Here is an 18,698-nt window from a genome sequence, read left to right as displayed (position 1 = left end):
CTTGGCGCTCATGCAGAGTGACCCCGTCGTCCAGGTCCAGGCCCTGGTGAAGCGGTACGGCGACAAGACCGCGGTGAACAGCCTCGACCTGGTGGCCGGGGCCGGTGTCACCGCCGTGCTCGGCCCCAACGGTGCGGGCAAGACCACCACGGTCGAGACCTGCGAGGGGTACCGGAGGCCGGACTCCGGCACGGTGCGCGTCCTGGGCCTGGACCCGGTGCGCGAAGCCTCCGCGCTGCGGCCGCGCATCGGGGTGATGCTCCAGTCCGGCGGGGTCTACTCCGGCGCGCGGGCGGACGAGATGCTGCGCCATGTCGCCAAGCTGCACGCCCGCCCCCTGGACGTGGACGCGCTGATCGAGCGTCTCGGCCTCGGCAGCTGCGGCCGGACGGCGTACCGGCGTCTGTCGGGCGGCCAGCAGCAGCGGCTCGCGCTGGCGATGGCCGTGGTGGGGCGTCCGGAACTGGTCTTCCTGGACGAGCCGACGGCGGGCCTGGACCCGCAGGCGCGCCGGGCGACCTGGGACCTCGTACGCGACCTGCGTGCGGACGGCGTCTCGGTCGTCCTCACGACCCACCACATGGACGAGGCGGAGCAGCTCGCCGACGACGTGGCGATCATCGACGGGGGCCGGGTCGTCGCCCAGGGCTCTCCCGAGGAGCTGTGCCGCGGTGGCGCCGAGAACACGCTGCGCTTCATGGGCCGCCCCGGGCTCGACGTCGGCTCGCTGCTCAAGGCGCTCCCGGCGGACTGCACGGCCGCGGAGCTGACACCGGGCGCGTACCGGGTGGGCGGCAAGGTCGACCCCCAGCTCCTGGCTACCGTCACCTCCTGGTGCGCGCAGCACGGGGTGATGCCGGAGAAGATCTCGGTGGAGCGGCACACTCTCGAAGACGTCTTCCTCGAACTGACCGGCAAGGAGCTGCGTTCGTGACCATCGCCGGTACGTACACGCCGAAGCCCGGCGCCGCCCCGCTGCCCCGCATGATCGCGGCGCAGGCGGCGCTGGAGACGAAGATGCTGCTGCGCAACGGCGAGCAGCTGCTGCTGACGGTGGTCATCCCGACGCTGCTGCTGGTCCTCTTCAGCTCGGTGGACATCGTCGACACCGGCAAGGGCAGGTCCGTCGACTTCCTCGCCCCTGGCATCCTCGCCCTCGCCGTGATGTCGACGGCGTTCACGGGCCAGGCGATCGCGACGGGCTTCGAGCGCCGCTACGGGGTCCTCAAGCGCCTCGCCGCCTCCCCCCTCCCCCGCTGGGGCCTGATGGCCGCGAAGACGGCGTCGGTGCTCGTCACAGAGCTCCTCCAGGTGATCCTGCTGACGGCGATCGCCTTCTCCCTGGGCTGGTCACCGCACGGCAACCCGCTGGCCGTCCTGCTGCTGCTGATCCTCGGCACAGCCGCCTTCTCGGGCCTCGGTCTGCTGATGGCGGGCACGCTGAAGGCGGAGGCGACACTCGCGGCGGCGAACCTGGTCTTTCTGCTCCTTCTGGTGGGCGGCGGTGTGATCGTCCCGCTGGACAAGTTCCCGGACGCGGCGCAGGACGTCCTCGGCCTGCTGCCGATCTCGGCCCTTTCGGACGGGCTGCGGGACGTGCTGCAACACGGGGCGGGGATGCCGTGGGGGGATCTGGGGATCCTCGCCGTGTGGGGAGTCGTGGGGCTGGCGGCGGCCGGGAAGTTCTTCCGCTGGGAGTAGCTCCCCAGGAGCACCCGGCGTGGCGGAGCGGACCCTCGTGAAACCGTGCACAAGCGTCCCGCCTACGATGGTGCGCGTGCCAAACGTGACCCGTGCCGATGCCCTCGCCGCCGCGCGCAACCCCCTCGCCCTCATCGCCGAACGCTGGACTCCGGCCCCCCGGACGGTTCGGCGCGCGGCCCTCGCCGCGCTCGTCATGGCGGTGGTCATCGTGGTCACCGGCGGTGCCGTGCGGCTGACCGGGTCCGGGCTCGGCTGCCCGACCTGGCCCAAGTGCACCGACGACTCGCTGACCACCACCAGCGCGATGGGCTTCCACGGCGTCATCGAGTTCGGCAACCGCATGCTGACGTACGTGCTGTGCGCGGCGGTCGGCTGGGCGATCATCGCGGCGCGCTCGCAGAAGCCGTGGCGGCGCTCTCTCACCCGGCTTGGCTGGGCGCAGTTCTGGATCGTCATGAGCAACGCGATCCTCGGCGGCATCGTGGTCCTGGTCGGCCTCAACCCCTACACGGTCGCGGCCCACTTCCTGCTCTCCACGGCGCTCATCGCCGTCGCCACGCTCATGTGGCAGCGCGCCTGCGAGGGCGACGGGGCACCGCGCCCGCTGGTCGGCAAGGCCGTCCAGCAGCTGGTGTGGTTCCTGGTCACCGCCTCCGTGCTGCTGATCGCGGTCGGCACGGTGGTCACCGGTGCGGGTCCGCACGCGGGTGACTCGAGCGACGTCGAGCGCATGCCGCTGGACTGGGAGACCGTCAGCAAGCTGCACGCCGTCCTGGCCTGGATCGTGGTGACGCTGACCTTCGCCCTGTGGTTCGTGCTCAAGGCGGTCGACGCCCCCAAGGGCCCGCTGCACCGCACCCGCGACCTGTTCCTGATCCTCCTCGCGCAGGGCGTCATCGGTTACGTCCAGTACTTCACGGACCTCCCCGAGGCCCTGGTCGCCCTGCACATGCTCGGCTCCTGCCTGGTCTGGATCGGCGTGCTCCGGGTGCTGCTGTCGCTGCGCGAACGTCCCGAGGCCGTGGCGGACCTGCCGGGTCCTTCGACGGAGTCGGCGCTCACGCGCGCGTGAGCGGTTCGTAGGTGGCGACAAGGCCGTCGATGGCGGGGCCCAGGTAGGCCCTCGTGAGCTCGGCCCGGCGTGCCGTCCACTCCTCCGTGGGCGGCGCGGGGTCCGCGTATCTCCGCCGCCCGATGTCCTCGACCACGTCGGCGGGCGCCCCCAGTCCGGGAAGTGCCGCCAAGGCCTCCTTCTTGGAGATCAGGCGGCCCTCCCGCAGGGTGACGGTCGCACGGGCGAAGGTGACCATCCCCAGGTCGACCCAGACGGACTGCTTCCACAGCCGGGCCTTGCGCACCGCGGGCCGCCAGAACTCCTTCTGGTCCCGTACGACGAAGGCGTCGAGTTCGCGGTCCGGGGTGGGCGGGAGCAGGTCCTTCGGCGGTTCGCCGTGCAGGACCAGGCCGAAGGCGTGCAGTTCCCGGCGGGTGACCGGAGTGACCGGGCGCTTCATCAGGCGGTCGTGCGCCCAGGTGAGATGCGACCGCTCCGCGCCGGCCACGGTGTCCGGCGTCAGATAGCTGCAGTGCAGCTTCTCGGCGAGCGCCTCGTCGGCGCGCAGCCGCCGGTGCAGCCGCGCCACCTCGCGCACGGTGCCGAGCGGGACCGGACCCTCCAGGACTGCGATCAGGTCGAGGTCGCTGCGGCCCTCCTGGTAGTCGCCGCCGGCGAGCGAACCGTGCGCCCACACGGCGACCGGGGCGAGGGCGCGCAGATCGGCGAGGAAGCGGTCGAGGAGACGAGCCGTGGCGTCATCGGTCATCCGCACAGTCTGAAGTCAGCTGGTGTTCCGGTGAAGAGGGTTCACTCCACCCCGTAGACCCGCCGCGCGTTTCCCGCCGCGATGAGCCCTGCCACCCGCTGTGCGTCCGCCAGCGACCAGGCCCCCTCGGCGACCCAGGCGCCGAGCACCCGTGCGAGCGCCGCACGGAAGAGATGTGCGCCCACCACATGGAGTTCCGGCAGACCATGTGCCCCGCTGGAGAAGAGAATCTTGCCGAAGGGCGCCAGCTCCAGGATCTCCGAGAGCACGGCCGCCGCCCCCGCCCCCGTCCGCACCAGCGCCGCGCCCAGGTCCGCGTACACATGCGGGAAGACGCCGGCCAGATGTGCCGCGTGCCGGTGGTACGGATAGCCGTGCAGCAGGACGAGGTCCGTGCCGAGCCCGGCGGTGGCCCGGACGAAGTCGGTGAGCAGGACCGGGTCGGTGCGGTCGATGCGCAGCCCTGGTTCGCCGAGCCCGGAGTGCAGTTGCAGGGGCCGGCCCGAGGCCACCGCGATCCACAGCAGATGCCTCAGCAGGACCGGGTCCGACAGCGGGCCGCCGACCCTCCGGCCCGCGAGCCAGCGCCCCGCCGCGCCCCGCACCTCCCCCGGCCCCGGCGGCTCGGGCGCGAGCGCCAGTCCGTGCCGTACGCCCGCGACCGAGGTGAACGCCACGGCGTCGGCGGCGGTCCCGTGGACGGACTCGGCGAGATTGGCGAGAAACGACTCGACGGTGCCGGAGGTGTCGGCGACCTGTTCGGCGAGCAGTTCGAGGCGGACGATCTCGTGCGCGTCGGCGGCCCCGGCCGAGGCCATCTCGCCGGGTCCGGTGAGATCGCCGGGCAGCCCGGTGTCGACGAGATACGTGGTGATGCCGCTGCCGCGCAGCAGCCTGCGGCCCGATTCCAGAACGCCGAGTTCACGGCGTCGGGCCAGATAGCGGGCCGGCGGGCAGTGCGGCTCCAGACCGAGCAGCGGCGGACACCAGCGGCGTACCGCGAAACCCGTCTGGGTGTCGAACAGGGTGGTGCCGGGGGCGGGCGGGCCCTCGGTACGGGCGAGGTGGGCCTCGAAGGTGCCGAGACCCAGCTCCGTACGCAGTACGCCGTGGCAGTACTGGTCCACCAGGGACGGCGTTTCGATCATCCCAACTCCCCCGCGACTGGACCGTGCCTCTTCAGGTCCTAACGGGTGAACCGGGCGTCAGGTGTTGGTCATGCACACCCCGTGCGAACGTCCGATGGTTGTCGGCCGGACACCGCGGGGTCCGGCCGACGCGTGCCGGCCGTGCGGCCGCGACCGTGCGGCGGTCGCGGTGTCAGCCGTTGCTCGGGCCGCCCACCTGGATCCCCGCCATGCGCGTCCACTCGTACGGCCCGGTCTTCACCTTGGCCGCGAATTCGCCGTCGAACGCCTCGTGAACCGTGACGCCGGCCTTCTCCACCGCCTGCTCGGCGACGGCGTACGTGGGTGCGACGAGGTCGCCCCAGGCGTCGTCCTCGCCGACGAGCACGATCCGGGTGCCGGCCTGCCCGATGTACGCCACATGCGCCTCGGCCCCGCCGTGCGTCTTGGCGAAGGCGTTGATCTCCTTGGCGAGCTTGGCCGCCTTGCGCTCGGCCCTGGCGGCCTGCTTGGCGTCGGTGCCCTCGTCAACCTGCTGCGTGTCTGCCATGGCCAGGATGCTACCGACGGGTAGATCGAACGGCGACGGGAGGGGTGCGTGGCCTTGACCACGCTCCCTCAGAAGGTGTCCTAGCGGAGGAAGGGGTCCTAGCGGAGGAAGGGGTCCACCGCGACGGCGACGAAGAGGATCGACACATAGGTGATGGACCAGTGGAACAGGCGCATCTCCTTGAGCTTGCCGCCCGTCACCTCGGCCTTGGCGCGGTTCTGCAGCCCGTGCGCCTCCCACAGCCAGAAACCGCCGGCCAGCAGGGCGACCAGGGTGTAGAACCAGCCCGTGTAGCCGAGCGGGGTGAGCAGCAGCGAGACGCCGACCATCACCCAGCTGTAGATCACGATCTGGCGGGCGACCACCTTGTTGGAGGCGACGACCGGCAGCATCGGCACGCCCACGCGCGCGTAGTCGTCCTTCACCTTCATGGACAGCGGCCAGTAGTGCGGCGGCGTCCAGAAGAACATGACGAGGAAGAGGATGACCGGCGCCCAGGACATCGAGTCGGTGACCGAGGACCAGCCGATGAGCACCGGGAGGCAGCCCGCGATGCCGCCCCACACGATGTTCTGCGACGTACGCCGTTTGAGGATCATCGTGTAGACGACGACGTAGAAGAGGAGCGCTCCGAGCGACAGCCAGGCGGACAGCCAGTTGACGGTCAGACCGAACAGCAGCGTGGAGACGACCGCCAGCGTGATGCCGAAGGCCAGGCACTCACGCGGGCTGACCATGCCGGTCACCAGCGGCCGCTGCGAGGTGCGCTCCATGAGGGCGTCGATGTCACGGTCGATGTACATGTTCAGCGCGTTGGCGCCGCCCGCGGAGAGGTAGCCGCCGAGGCAGGTCAGCAGGACGAGGCGCAGGCTCGGAACCCCTTGCTCCGCCAGGAACATCACCGGAACGGTGGTGATCAGCAACAGCTCGATGATCCGCGGCTTGGTCAGCGCCACGAACGCCTTTACACGGGCCCCAAACGGCCGCTGGCCCCGGCTGCTGCTCGTGGTGAGCACTCCCGGTGGACGGGATTCGACGGCCGTCACGTACACCCCTGACAGAGACATCCCAGCAAGCCTCCGGGTGTGAACTCCCGGTAAAGGCTCGCGCGTACCACGCCACTGTAGACGTTGCCCAGACCCCGGCCTTCGCGGGGGTGGGCTCGTGTTGGGAGGCACCGCGCGGAGGGCTGATCCGGAGGTCGGCCGAGGCGTCCGAGGCCGCTCGGTACGACATCTTCCGAAGAGCCGATCACCACTCAATTGAGCACTCGGACGAGCGGCTCCGTATTCACCTGCCGAATGCGGAATGGACCGGTCGGGAGGCGGATCCCGGAGAGTCCCGGCAGTCTGGAATGACTCGAAAAAACGCACGTACTTACGGGGGTAGGCTCGACAGCGGCCGGTGGGCGCCAAGCACATCGGCATGACATGTGGAACATGTGGAGAGGAGCCCTGACTCAGGGTGAGCACCAAGCCGACCACCACAGACCTCGAGTGGACCGAGTTGGACCAGCGGGCCGTGGACACCGCCCGCGTCCTGGCCGCCGATGCCGTACAGAAGGTCGGCAACGGCCATCCCGGTACGGCGATGAGCCTCGCGCCTGCCGCGTACACCCTCTTCCAGAAGGTGATGCGGCACGACCCGGCGGATCCCGACTGGGTCGGGCGCGATCGTTTCGTCCTTTCCGCGGGCCACTCGTCCCTGACCCTCTACACCGAGCTCTACCTGGCCGGGTTCGGCCTGGAGCTGGACGACCTCAAGTCCTTCAGGACCTGGGGCAGCCGGACTCCCGGCCACCCCGAGTACGGGCACACGCCCGGCGTGGAGACGACGACCGGCCCGCTGGGCCAGGGTGTCGCCAACGCGGTGGGCATGGCCATGGCCTCCCGCTACGAGCGCGGTCTGTTCGACCCGGACGCCGCACCCGGCACCTCCCCGTTCGACCACTTCATCTACGCGATCGCCGGTGACGGCTGCCTCCAGGAGGGCATCTCCCACGAGGCGTCCTCGCTGGCCGGCCACCAGAAGCTCGGCAACCTGGTCCTGCTGTGGGACGACAACCACATCTCGATCGAGGGCGACACCGAGACGGCCGTCTCCGAAGACACGGTGAAGCGCTACGAGGCGTACGGCTGGCATGTGCAGCGCGTGGCCCCGAAGCCGGACGGCGACCTCGACCCGCACGCCCTCTACGACGCGATCCAGGCCGCCAAGGCGGTCACGGACAAGCCGTCGTTCATCGCGATGCGCTCGATCATCGCCTGGCCCGCGCCGCACGCGCAGAACACCGAGGCCGCGCACGGCTCGGCGCTCGGCGAGGACGAGGTCGCGGCCACCAAGCGCGTCCTCGGCTTCGACCCGGAGAAGAGCTTCGAGGTCGCCGAGGAGGTCCTCGCCCACACCCGTGAGGCCCTCGACCGCGGCCGCGAGGCCAAGGCCGAGTGGGAGAAGGGCTTCGCCGCCTGGCGCACCGCCCAGCCGGAGCGCGCCGCCGAGTACGAGCGCATCGCCGCGACCGAGCTGCCGGCCGGCTGGGAGGAGAAGCTCCCGGTCTTCGAGGTGGGCAAGGGCATCGCGACGCGTGCCGCGTCCGGCAAGGTCCTCCAGGCACTCGGCGCGGTCATCCCCGAGCTGTGGGGCGGCTCCGCCGACCTGGCCGGCTCGAACAACACCACGATCGACAAGAACTCCTCGTTCCTGCCGGCGGACAACCCGCTGCCGGAGGCCGACCCGTACGGCCGCACGATCCACTTCGGCATCCGCGAGCACTCCATGGCCGCGGAGATGAACGGCATCGCGCTGCACGGCAACACCCGTATCTACGGCGGCACCTTCCTGGTGTTCTCCGACTACATGCGCAACGCCGTCCGCCTCTCCGCGCTGATGCACCTGCCGGTGACGTACGTGTGGACCCACGACTCCATCGGTCTCGGCGAGGACGGCCCCACCCACCAGCCCGTCGAGCACCTCGCCTCGCTGCGCGCCATCCCCGGCCTCAACGTCGTGCGTCCCGCGGACGCCAACGAGACGGCGATCGCCTGGCGCGAGATCCTCAAGCGCTACACCAAGGTGTTCGGCAAGGGCGCCCCGCACGGCCTCGCGCTGACCCGTCAGGGCGTACCGACGTACGAGCCCAACGAGGACGCGGCCAAGGGCGGTTACGTGCTCTTCGAGGCCGAGGGCGGCGCTCCCGAGGTCATTCTCATCGGCACCGGCTCCGAGGTGCACGTCGCCGTCGAGGCGCGCGAGCAGCTCCAGGCCGCGGGCGTGCCGACCCGGGTGGTGTCCATGCCGTCCGTGGAGTGGTTCGAGGAGCAGGACCAGGGGTACCGGGACAGCGTCCTGCCGCCGTCGGTGAGGGCGCGGGTCGCGGTCGAGGCAGGTATCGGTCTTACCTGGCACCGGTTCGTCGGAGACGCCGGACGCATTGTTTCGCTGGAGCACTTCGGTGCTTCGGCCGATGGCAAGGTGCTCTTCCGGGAGTTCGGTTTCACTCCCGAGAACGTCGCCGACGCCGCCCGGGAATCGATCGCCGCAGCCCAGCGCTGACGCTGATATACGACACGTAGGAGATGCATTTTCCATGACAGACGCACTCAAGCGCCTCTCCAAGGAAGGCGTCGCGATCTGGCTGGACGACCTGTCGCGCAAGCGGATCACGTCCGGCAACCTCGCCGAACTGATCGACCAGCAGCACGTCGTGGGCGTCACCACCAACCCGTCGATCTTCCAGAAGGCCATCTCTCAGGGCGACGGTTACGACCAGCAGGTCTCCGACCTCGCCGCCCGCCGGGTCACCGTCGAAGAAGCCATCCGCATGATCACCACGGCGGACGTCCGCGACGCCGCCGACATCCTGCGCCCGGTCTTCGACGCCACCGACGGCCAGGACGGCCGGGTCTCGATCGAGGTCGACCCGCGCCTGGCCCACAACACCAAGGCGACGGTCGCCGAGGCCAAGCAGCTGGCCTGGCTGGTCGACCGCCCCAACACGCTCATCAAGATCCCGGCCACCAAGGCGGGCATCCCGGCGATCACGGAGGTCATCGGCCTCGGCATCAGCGTCAACGTGACGCTGATCTTCTCGCTCGAGCGCTACCGCATGGTCATGGACGCCTACCTCGCCGGCCTGGAGAAGGCCAAGGAGCGCGGCCTGGACCTGTCGAAGATCCACTCGGTGGCGTCCTTCTTCGTGTCCCGCGTGGACACCGAGATCGACAAGCGGATCGACGCCCTCGGCACGCCGGAGGCCAAGGCCGCGCGCGGCAAGGCGGGCCTCGCCAACGCCCGGCTCGCCTACGAGGCGTACGAGGCGGTCTTCTCCACCGACCGCTGGCTCGCCCTCGACAAGGCGCAGGCCAACAAGCAGCGCCCGCTGTGGGCCTCCACCGGCGTCAAGGACCCGGCGTACAAGGACACCATGTACGTCGAGGAACTGGTCGCGCCGAACACCGTGAACACCATGCCGGAGGCCACTTTGGAGGCCACCGCGGACCACGGCGAGATCCGGGGCAACACCATCGCCGGCACGTACGAGCAGGCCCGCGCCGACCTCGACGCCGTCGAGAAGCTCGGGATCGCGTACGACGACGTGGTCCAGCTCCTGGAGGAAGAGGGCGTCGACAAGTTCGAGGCGTCCTGGAACGACCTGCTCAAGTCGACCGAGGCGGAGCTCCAGCGCCTCGCCCCCTCGGAGGGCTGAAACCTTGTCGAGCAGCAACCCGCTGCGTGACCCCGCAGACCGACGGCTCCCGCGTATCGCGGGGCCGTCGGGCCTGGTCATCTTCGGCGTCACGGGCGATTTGTCACGTAAAAAGCTGATGCCAGCCGTGTACGATCTCGCCAACCGCGGGCTGCTGCCGCCGGGCTTCTCGCTCGTCGGCTTCGCCCGCCGCGACTGGGAGCACGAGGACTTCGCCCAGGTCGTCCACGACGCCGTCAAGGAACACGCCCGTACGGAGTTCCGCGAGGAGGTCTGGCAGCAGCTCATCCAGGGGATGCGCTTCGTCCAGGGCACCTTCGACGACGACGACGCCTTCGAGCGGCTGCGCGACACCATCGGGGAACTGGACAAGGCACAGGGCACGGGCGGCAACTTCGCCTTCTACCTGTCCGTGCCGCCGTCCGCCTTCCCGGTGGTCATCCAGCAGCTCAAGAAGCACGGCCTGGCCGACCAGTCGGACGGCTCCTGGCGCCGCGCGGTCATCGAGAAGCCCTTCGGACACGACCTCAAGTCGGCCGAGGAGCTCAACGCGATCGTCCACGAGGTCTTCGGCTCGGACCAGGTCTTCCGCATCGACCACTACCTGGGCAAGGAGACCGTCCAGAACATCCTGGCGCTGCGCTTCGCCAACACGATGTTCGAGCCGATCTGGAACCGGTCCTTCGTGGACCATGTGCAGATCACCATGGCCGAGGACATCGGTATCGGCGGCCGCGCCGGCTACTACGACGGCATCGGCGCCGCCCGTGACGTCATCCAGAACCACCTGCTCCAGCTGATGGCACTGACCGCCATGGAGGAGCCCGCCTCCTTCGACGCGGACGCGCTCGCCGCCGAGAAGACCAAGGTGCTCGGCGCCGCCAAGCTGCCGAAGGACCTGAGCAAGAACACCGTCCGCGGACAGTACGCGGCCGGCTGGCAGGGCGGCGAGAAGGTCGTCGGCTATCTCCAGGAAGACGGCATCGACCCCAAGTCGAAGACCGACACCTACGCGGCCGTCAAGCTCGAGGTGGACAACCGCCGCTGGGCGGGCGTCCCCTTCTATCTCCGTACCGGCAAGCGCCTGGGCCGCCGCGTCACCGAGATCGCGGTCGTCTTCCAGCGCGCCCCGCACTCCCCCTTCGACCACACGGCGACGGAGGAGCTCGGCCAGAACGCGATCGTCATCCGCGTCCAGCCCGACGAGGGCATCACCGTCCGCTTCGGCTCCAAGGTGCCCGGCACCTCGATGGAGATCCGGGACGTCTCGATGGACTTCGCGTACGGCGAGTCGTTCACCGAGTCCAGCCCGGAGGCGTACGAGCGGCTGATTCTGGACGTGCTGCTCGGCGACTCGAACCTCTTCCCGCGCACCGAGGAGGTCGAGCTGTCCTGGAAGATCCTCGACCCGATCGAGGAGCACTGGGACAAGCACGGCAAGCCCGCGCAGTACCCCGCGGGCACGTGGGGTCCCGTCGAGGCGGACGAAATGCTCGAACGAGACGGACGGAGCTGGCGTCGCCCATGAAGATCGACCTCACGGACACCACTGCCAGCAAGATCAACAAGGGGCTCGTGCAGGCCCGCCGCGCCATCGGCACGCCCGCCGTCGGCATGGTGCTCACCCTGGTCATCGTCACCGACGAGGAGAACGCCTACGACGCCCTGAAGGCCGCCAACGACGCCTCGCGCGCGCACCCCTCGCGCACGCTCGTGGTCGTCAAGCGGGTCTCGCGCTCGCCCCGGGACCGCACGAAGTCGCGTCTGGACGCCGAGGTACGGGTCGGCGCGGACGCCGGCACCGGCGAGACGGTCGTCCTTCGCCTGTACGGCGAGGTCGCGAACCACGCCCAGTCCGTCGTCCTGCCGCTGCTGCTGCCGGACGCGCCCGTGGTGGTCTGGTGGTCGGTGGACGCCCCGCGTGACCCGGCCAGCGACCCCCTCGGCGCCCTGGGCCAGCGCCGGGTCACCGACAGCTACGCGGCGGAGAAGCCCGTCGACGAGCTGCGGGCCCGCGCCGAGAGCTACGAGCCGGGGGACACCGACCTGGCGTGGGCCCGGATCACCCCGTGGCGCTCGATGCTGGCCGCCGCCCTCGACCAGATCAACTGCGAGGTCATCTCCGCCGAGGTGGCGGGCGAGGAGTTCAACCCGAGCGTCGAACTGCTGGCCATGTGGCTCGCCGACCGGCTCCATGTGCACGTCCGGCGCGTGATCTCCGCCGGTCCCGGCCTGACCCAGGTCCGGATGGAAACGACCGGTGGCCCCATCACGCTGCACCGGTCGGACGGAACGATGGCCACGCTGGCGCTGCCGGGGCAGCCGGACCGCGCGGTGGCGCTCAAGCGCCGCGAAACGTCCGGGTTGCTCGCGGAGGAGCTGCGCAGGCTCGATCCGGACGACACCTACGCGTCGGCGCTCCGGTTCGGGGTGGACCGGCTCGGCGGGACCCACTCGGCCTCGCGAAGGTCCGAGGCTCCCGCACAGGCCACGACGCCACTCCCGGTCCGGCCGGTGCAGGAATCGGCTGAGCCCAGCCGGACGGCCGCGTCGGCTCCCGCGCCGGCCTCCCCGGCGGGCGACAGCGAGGTCGGCCGTCCGTCTCCGGCCCAGATGCCCCCGGTCAAGAAGGCAGACCCGCAGTGAGTACTCCCCAACTGGTCGTGCATCGCGACAAGGAGCTGATGGCGCAGGCCGCCGCGGCCCGGCTGATCACGAAGATCGTGGACGCGCAGGCCTCCCGCGGCTACGCCTCGGTCGTGCTCACGGGCGGCCGCAACGGCAACGGCCTGCTGGCCGCGCTGGCCGCCGAGCCCGCCCGGGACGCCATCGACTGGGGCCGGCTCGACCTGTGGTGGGGCGACGAGCGGTTCCTGCCCGAGGGCGACCCGGAACGCAATGACACCCAGGCCCGTGAGGCGCTGCTGAACGCGGTGCCGCTGGACCCCAAGCGGGTGCACGCCATGCCCGCGTCGGACGGCCCGCACGGCTCCGACGCGGACGCGGCGGCGGCCGCGTACGCGGAGGAGCTGGCCAGGGCGGCCGGGCCCGAGAACCATGGCGCGGTCCCGACCTTCGACGTCCTGATGCTGGGCGTCGGCCCGGACACGCATGTCGCGTCGCTCTTCCCGGAGCACCCGGCGGTGCGGGAGACGGAGCGGACGGTGGTCGGTGTGCACGGAGCGCCGAAGCCCCCGCCGACCCGGATCACGCTCACGCTGCCGGCGATCCGGGCCGCGCGTGAGGTGTGGCTGCTGGCGGCGGGCGAGGACAAGGCGGAGGCGGCGGCCATCGCCCTGTCGGGCGCGGGCGAGCTCCAGGCCCCGGCGGCCGGCGCCCACGGCCGCTCCCGCACCCTGTGGCTGCTGGACGCGGCGGCGGCCTCGCAGCTGCCGCGCTCGCTGTATCCGCCGGCTCTGGCCTGACGGCTGGCTGCGGCACGACGAGGGGGCGGTGGGGCGGTTCTTCCGCCTCGCCGCCCCCTTCGTCTTCGTCCCGCGCTACTTGACGGAGCCCGCCATCACCCCCTGCACAAAGTGCCGCTGGAAGGCGAAGAAGACGACCACCGGCACCACCAGGGACAGGAACGCCCCCGGCGCGAGTACGTCGATGTTGCTGCCGAACTGCCGTATCTGCGACTGGAGTTCCACCGTCAGCGGCTGTGCGGAGCTGTCGGCGAAGAGCAGGGCGACGAGCATGTCGTTCCAGACCCAGAGGAACTGGAAGATCGCGAGGCTCGCGATGGCCGGGCGGCCGACCGGAAGGACGAGCCGGGTGAAGATGCGCCACTCGCTGCCGCCGTCCATGCGGGCGGCCTCCAGCATCTCCCGCGGCATCTCGGCGAAGTAGTTGCGCAGCAGGAAGATCGCGAAGGGCAGCCCGTAGGAGACGTGGAAGAGCACGACGCCCGGGATCGTGCCGAACAGGCCCAGCTGGCCGAAGAGTTTGGCCACCGGCAGCAGCCCGATCTGGACGGGCACCACCAACAGGGCCACGACGAGCAGGAAGAGCGCCTCCCGGCCGGGGAACTCCAGCCAGGCGAACGCGTATCCGGCGAGCGCCGCGATGACGACGACGAGTGTGGTCGCCGGGACGGAGATCAGCACGGTGTTCCAGAACGCCTGCGTCATCCCCGCATTGCCCAGCAGCGCCGAGTAGTTGTCGAAGGACAGCTGTGCGGGACTGGTCAGAGCCGTCCACCAGCCGCCGCGCGCCTGGTCCTGCGCGGACCGCAACGACGACAGGAACAGTCCGGCGAGCGGGGTGAGCCAGATCAGCCCGACCAGCACGAGGAAGGCCTGTATCAGGCTGTTGCCGAGCCCTCGCCTGAGCGCGTTCATCGCTGACTCCCTCGGAAACGGCGGACGTTGAAGACCATGGCCGGGATGACCAGCAGCAGGAGCAGCACTCCGAGCGCGCTGCCCAGGCCCTGGTTGTTGCCGCCGCCGAAGGACACGAGCCACATCTGGGTGGCGAGCACGGTGGCGTCCTCCTGCACCGGTCCCGGCGCGATGATGTAGACGAGGTCGAAGACCTTCATCACGTTGATCACCAGGGTCACGAAGACCACCGTGAGTACGGGTCCCAGCAGCGGCACGGTGATCCGGCGGAAGATCTGCCACTCCCCCGCCCCGTCCATCCGGGCCGCCTCCAGCGCGTCCCGGGGCAGCGCGGCCAGTCCGGCACCGATCAGGACCATGGCGAAGCCGGTCCAGATCCACAGGTACGCCCCGATGACGGCCGGCGTGACGAGCGCCGGGCCGAGCCAGGAGACGCCTTCGTAGGGCGGCGCGAAGTTCGACGCGGGCAGCCGGAGCGTGTACGAGCCGGAGCCCAGGTCCCCGAAGCGGAAGGAGCCGTCGGCGGCGGTCGTGGCGCGCGCGGCCGTCTTCCCGTCGCGCACCGCCTCGACCCGCATCCCCGGCAGCCCGCTCTCCGCCTTGTCGGCCTTGCCCTGCCGGCCTCCCCCGCCGGGGGTGAAGTCCAGGTAGACGACACCGCGCAGTTCGTCCGGGGCGGACGTGCGCCCGGCGGCCGTGTACGCCGGCCTCGCGTCCTTGGGCAGGTCGTCGGGGCGTACACCGACCAGTCCGAGGCTGACGGTGCGGCCGGGGGACACGCCGTCGGCCGTACCGTACGAGCCGTCGCCTGCCCTGGTCAGGCCCTGGCCGTCGCGGGCACGGGCGGTCGGGTAGGAGGACGTGCCCGCGAAGGCGTCGTGGACGCCGACCACGGCGGCGTTCAGCACGCCCTTGTCGGGGTCCTCGTCGTAGGCGAGCCGGAAGATGATGCCCGCGGCGAGGAAGGAGACCGCCATCGGCATGAACAGCAGCAGCTTGAACGCCGTCGCCCAGCGGATCTTCTCGACGAGCACGGCGAGGACCAGGCCGAGCCCGGTGAGCAGGGTCGGGGCGACGACCACCCAGATGGTGGTGTTGCGGATGGCCTTGAGCGTGGCGGGGTCGCGGAACATCTCGGCGTAGTTGTCGCCGCCCACGAACCGGGTGCCGGAGGCGTCGAAGAAGCTGCGCCCGACGGTGAACAGCACGGGATAGACGACGAGCGCGCCGAGCAGGAGCAGGGCGGGGAAGACGAAGACGAGGGCGATGATCCGGCCGCGGCGCCTGGCCCGGCGCCTGCCGTCGGCCCGGGGGGCGGCCGGGGGGCTCGTCTCTTTCACGAGGGTGGCGGTCATGGCGATCAGTCCTGGTAGGCCTTGGCCGCCGCGCGCTCCAGCTCGGCGGCGGTCGCCTTGGGGTCGGACGGGTCGCGCAGGAAGTCCTGGAGGAGCTTCCACTCGCCGGTGCCCTTGGTGCCGCCGAACGCGGCCGGGGCCTGGTCGGACATGTCGAAGCGGACCGAGTCCCCGGCGGCGATCAGGGACTTGGCCGTCTCGCGGGTGACGTCGTCGCCGTAGGAGGCGAGGTCGACCTTCTTGTTCGGGGAGAGGAAGCCGCCGGCCCCGGCCCAGACGGCGGACGCCTCGGGGGTGGCGAGGTACTCCAGGAACCGGGTGGCGGCCTTCTGGTTCTTGCCGTCCTTCAGGACGACCGCCGCGTCGCCGCCGCTGACCACGGGTGCCTTGCCGCCGTCCACCGCGGGGAAGGGGAAGAAGTCGGCGTCCTGGCCGATCTTCTTGTCGAACTGGTCCTTGGCGACGCCGGCGACGAAGTCGCCCTCGTAGACCATGCCCGCCTGTGCCTCGGGTCCGAAGACCTTCTCGACGGAGCCGGGGAAGTCGGTGTTCAGGGCGCCCTTCTGGCCGCCGGCTATCAGCTGCTTGTCCTTGAAGAGCCTGCCGAGGGTGGTGAGGGCCTCGACCACGCTCGGGTCGGTCCACTTGATCTTGTGGGCGGCCAGGGCGTCGTACTTCTCGGGTCCGGCCTGGGAGAGGTAGATGTTCTCGAACCAGTCGGTGAGGGTCCAGCCGTCCTGTCCGGCGACGGAGAAGGCCGCGAGGCCGGAGTCGGACACGGTGTGCCCGGCCTTCAGCATCGCGTCGTACGTCTTCGGCGGCTTGACGCCCGCCTGGTCGAGGGCGTCGGGGCTGTACCAGACGGTCGACTTGTGGGCGGCCTTGAAGTACAGGCCGTACAGGGTGCCGTCGACGCTGCCGTACTTCTTCCAGACACTCGCGTAGTTGGCGTCGACGGACTGCTGGGCGGTCCGGGAGAGCGGCTTGAGCCAGCCCTTCTTCGCGAACTGCTGGAGCACGCCGACCTGCGGGACCATCACCACGTCGGGAGCGTTGCCGCCCTCGATCTTGCTGCCGACGACCGTGGAGACGTTGTCGCCGGTAGAGGTGAACCGGGCCGACGCGCCGGTCTTCTCGGTGAAGGCGTCCAGGACCTTCTGGAAGTTCTTCTGCTCGCTCCCGGACCAGACACCGGCCACGGTGATCGTCTGCCCGCTGAGCGACTTGCCGCCGCCACCCGCGGCGACGGGGCCGCCTCCGCAGGCGGTGGCGCCCAGGGCCAGGGCGAGGGCGGTGCAGCTGGCGAGCAGGGTCGTACGTCGTCGCATCATCGTTGATGTCCCTTCGAGGGGTGAAGAACTGACGGAGATCCGGAGGGCCCGGGAGTCACTCAGGGGTTGGTGGAGTCGCTGATCCACCAGGCGGCCGTCGAGCCGGGCAGGACGCCGGGCGCGCAGGGGCCGCTGGACAGCAGGGGGGTGCCGGAGACGGGCGCGGGCGTGGGGGCCGTACCGAAGTTGACGGCGCACACCAGGCCGTCGCCGCGGACGAAGCCGAGGACGCCGGGCGGGGTGTCCAGCCAGCGCAGCGTCCCTTCGCCCAGCTGGGGCAGTCCGGCGCGCAGGTGGAGCCCGTCGCGGTAGAGGTGCCAGAAGGAGCGGGTGTCGGCGAGGGCGCGGTCGGTGGCGTACTCGGCGAAGTAGGCGGGCTGCGGCAGCCACGGCTTGGCGCTCTCGACGCCGGGGGTGAAGCCGAACGGCGAGGCGTGCCCCGACCACGGCAGCGGCACCCGGCAGCCGTCGCGGATCCGGGCACGGCTGCCGGTCCGGTGGAAGATCGGGTCGGTCAGCACGTCATCGGGCAGGTCGACGACCTCGGGAAGGCCGAGCTCCTCGCCCTGGTAGATGTACGCGGCTCCGGGCAGCGCCAGCATCAGCAGTGCGGCGGCGCGGGCCCGGGCGGCGCCCAGACCGCTGCCCTCGGTGCCGAGTTCGCCGTAGCGGGTGACCGTGCGGACCTGGTCGTGGTTGTTGAGCACCCAGGTGACGGTGGAGCCGGTGCCGGCGATGTCCTGCATGGCCTCGGAGATGACCTTGCGGAAGGCGTCGTCGTTCCAGGGCGCGCTCAGCAGGTCGAAGAAGAATGCCTGGTGGAGTTCGTCGTGGCGTACGTACTGGGCGTGTTCGCGCGCGGTGGGCACGGAGACCTCGCCGACGAGCAGCCGCTCGCGGCCGTCGCGGGCGGTGTACTCCTCGCAGACCGTGCGCCAGTGCCGCCAGACGTCGTGCACCTCGGGCTGGTTCCAGGCCAGCGGGTTGACCGAGTCGCGGGTGCGGGCGTCGGCCTCGGGGTCGGGCGAGTCGGGCAGGTCGGGGTGCTTGAAGAGGCCGGCCGCGACATCGATGCGGAAGCCGTCGACGCCCCGGTCCAGCCAGAAGCGCAGCGCGTGGTCGAAGTGGGCGCCGACCTCGGGGTTGCGCCAGTTCAGATCGGGCTGCTCGGGCGTGAACATGTGCAGGTACCACTGGCCGGGCGTGCCGTCCGGCTCGGTGATGCGGGACCATGCGGGGCCGCCGAACATGGCGTGCCAGTTGTTGGGCGGCTCGGCCCCGTCCGGGCCGCGGCCGTCGGCGATGTGGAAGCGGGCGCGGGCCGCGCTGCCGGGCGCCGAGTCCAGCGCCTGGGAGAACCACGGGTGCTCGCTGGAGCAGTGGTTGGGGACGATGTCGAGGAGCACCTTGATGCCGAGCCGCCGGGCGTCCGTCATCAGCAGGTCGAACTCCGCGAGATCGCCGAAGAGCGGGTCCACGTCGCAGTAGTCGGCCACGTCGTAGCCGTGGTCGTGCTGCGGGGAGGGGTAGAAGGGGCTCAGCCAGATGCCGTCGACGCCGAGCTTCTTCAGGTACGGCAGTCCGGCCCGGACCCCGGCGAGATCGCCGATCCCGTCCCCGGTGCTGTCCAGGAAGCTGCGGACGTACACCTGGTAGATCACTGCGTCGCGCCACCAGTGGTGCGTGTTGAGGGACACCCGTCGACCTGTCTGTTCGTGCCAGCGGTTATGCATGCATGTTAAGTAGGCATGTCGAAGAGGTGT

General features: G+C 70.6%; 16 protein-coding genes. 8 read left to right on the top strand and 8 right to left on the bottom strand.

Annotated features, from left to right (window positions below):
- Positions 1-10 precede the first annotated feature (10 nt).
- The 3 genes from GTY58_RS32865 to GTY58_RS32855 all read left to right on the top strand — a co-directional run bounded on the left by GTY58_RS32865 (position 11) and on the right by GTY58_RS32855 (position 2,776).
- Positions 11-934: an ABC transporter ATP-binding protein gene (locus GTY58_RS32865; protein WP_037646954.1), complete on the top strand. Its 924-nt coding sequence runs from the start codon at positions 11-13 to the stop codon at positions 932-934.
- Positions 935-984: 50 nt separating this feature from the next.
- Positions 985-1,701, top strand: coding sequence for an ABC transporter permease (locus GTY58_RS32860; protein ID WP_042494602.1), 717 nt, complete (start codon positions 985-987; stop codon positions 1,699-1,701).
- Positions 1,702-1,768: 67 nt separating this feature from the next.
- Positions 1,769-2,776, top strand: a complete 1,008-nt coding sequence (locus GTY58_RS32855; protein WP_037646848.1) for a COX15/CtaA family protein — start codon at positions 1,769-1,771, stop codon at positions 2,774-2,776.
- On the opposite strand, the gene GTY58_RS32850 is transcribed toward GTY58_RS32855, so the two are convergent.
- From GTY58_RS32850 to GTY58_RS32835, 4 genes are all read right to left on the bottom strand, one after another.
- Complete coding sequence (locus GTY58_RS32850) at positions 2,763-3,527, bottom strand: nucleotidyltransferase domain-containing protein (RefSeq protein WP_037646847.1); 765 nt, start codon at positions 3,525-3,527, stop codon at positions 2,763-2,765. The two genes, GTY58_RS32855 and GTY58_RS32850, sit on opposite strands and share 14 nt — an antisense overlap.
- A 41-nt stretch (positions 3,528-3,568) precedes the next feature.
- Entirely contained in the window at positions 3,569-4,675 is a 1,107-nt protein-coding gene (locus GTY58_RS32845; protein WP_010987718.1) for an amidohydrolase family protein, read from the bottom strand.
- Between the two features lie 172 nt (positions 4,676-4,847).
- Positions 4,848-5,204, bottom strand: a complete 357-nt coding sequence (locus GTY58_RS32840; RefSeq protein ID WP_010987717.1) for a hypothetical protein — start codon at positions 5,202-5,204, stop codon at positions 4,848-4,850.
- Between the two features lie 98 nt (positions 5,205-5,302).
- Positions 5,303-6,256 carry a heme o synthase gene (locus tag GTY58_RS32835; protein WP_037646846.1) on the bottom strand — a complete coding sequence of 318 codons (954 nt, stop codon included), beginning with the start codon at positions 6,254-6,256 and terminating at the stop codon, positions 5,303-5,305.
- Positions 6,257-6,668: 412 nt separating this feature from the next.
- On the opposite strand from GTY58_RS32835, the gene tkt reads away from it, so the two are divergent.
- Genes tkt through pgl form a run of 5 tightly spaced genes read left to right on the top strand, consistent with a single transcriptional unit; the run spans position 6,669 to position 13,334 of the window.
- Positions 6,669-8,756 carry a transketolase gene (gene tkt / locus GTY58_RS32830; RefSeq protein WP_010987715.1) on the top strand — a complete coding sequence of 696 codons (2,088 nt, stop codon included), beginning with the start codon at positions 6,669-6,671 and terminating at the stop codon, positions 8,754-8,756.
- Between the two features lie 34 nt (positions 8,757-8,790).
- Positions 8,791-9,909, top strand: coding sequence for a transaldolase (gene tal / locus GTY58_RS32825; RefSeq protein ID WP_010987714.1), 1,119 nt, complete (start codon positions 8,791-8,793; stop codon positions 9,907-9,909).
- 4 nt (positions 9,910-9,913) lie between these two features.
- A complete protein-coding gene (gene zwf / locus GTY58_RS32820; RefSeq protein ID WP_010987713.1) occupies positions 9,914-11,437 on the top strand; it encodes a glucose-6-phosphate dehydrogenase in 1,524 nt (507 codons plus the stop codon).
- Positions 11,434-12,555 carry a glucose-6-phosphate dehydrogenase assembly protein OpcA gene (gene opcA, locus GTY58_RS32815; RefSeq protein WP_010987712.1) on the top strand — a complete coding sequence of 374 codons (1,122 nt, stop codon included), beginning with the start codon at positions 11,434-11,436 and terminating at the stop codon, positions 12,553-12,555. The genes zwf and opcA overlap by 4 nt, the downstream gene beginning before the upstream one ends.
- A complete protein-coding gene (pgl, locus tag GTY58_RS32810) occupies positions 12,552-13,334 on the top strand; it encodes a 6-phosphogluconolactonase (RefSeq protein ID WP_010987711.1) in 783 nt (260 codons plus the stop codon). The genes opcA and pgl overlap by 4 nt, the downstream gene beginning before the upstream one ends.
- 75 nt (positions 13,335-13,409) lie before the next feature.
- Here pgl and GTY58_RS32805 read toward each other — a convergent pair whose 3' ends face one another.
- Genes GTY58_RS32805 through GTY58_RS32790 form a run of 4 tightly spaced genes read right to left on the bottom strand, consistent with a single transcriptional unit; the run spans position 13,410 to position 18,632 of the window.
- Positions 13,410-14,249, bottom strand: coding sequence for a carbohydrate ABC transporter permease (locus tag GTY58_RS32805; protein WP_010987710.1), 840 nt, complete (start codon positions 14,247-14,249; stop codon positions 13,410-13,412).
- On the bottom strand, positions 14,246-15,604 hold the full coding sequence (locus tag GTY58_RS32800; RefSeq protein WP_010987709.1) for a sugar ABC transporter permease: 1,359 nt from the start codon (positions 15,602-15,604) through the stop codon (positions 14,246-14,248). The genes GTY58_RS32805 and GTY58_RS32800 overlap by 4 nt, the downstream gene beginning before the upstream one ends.
- A 5-nt stretch (positions 15,605-15,609) precedes the next feature.
- Positions 15,610-16,935 carry an ABC transporter substrate-binding protein gene (locus GTY58_RS32795; protein ID WP_037646845.1) on the bottom strand — a complete coding sequence of 442 codons (1,326 nt, stop codon included), beginning with the start codon at positions 16,933-16,935 and terminating at the stop codon, positions 15,610-15,612.
- A 59-nt stretch (positions 16,936-16,994) separates the two neighbouring features.
- On the bottom strand, positions 16,995-18,632 hold the full coding sequence (locus GTY58_RS32790) for a glycoside hydrolase family 13 protein (RefSeq protein ID WP_037646844.1): 1,638 nt from the start codon (positions 18,630-18,632) through the stop codon (positions 16,995-16,997).
- Between the last annotated feature and the right edge of the window lie 66 nt (positions 18,633-18,698).

Origin of the sequence: Streptomyces sp. SID5469 (genome assembly GCF_009862865.1) — a bacterium.
GTDB classification, from domain to species: domain Bacteria; phylum Actinomycetota; class Actinomycetes; order Streptomycetales; family Streptomycetaceae; genus Streptomyces; species Streptomyces avermitilis.
The sequence above is the reverse complement of the archived record's forward strand: the minus strand, read 5'-3'. Positions and strand labels throughout refer to the sequence as shown.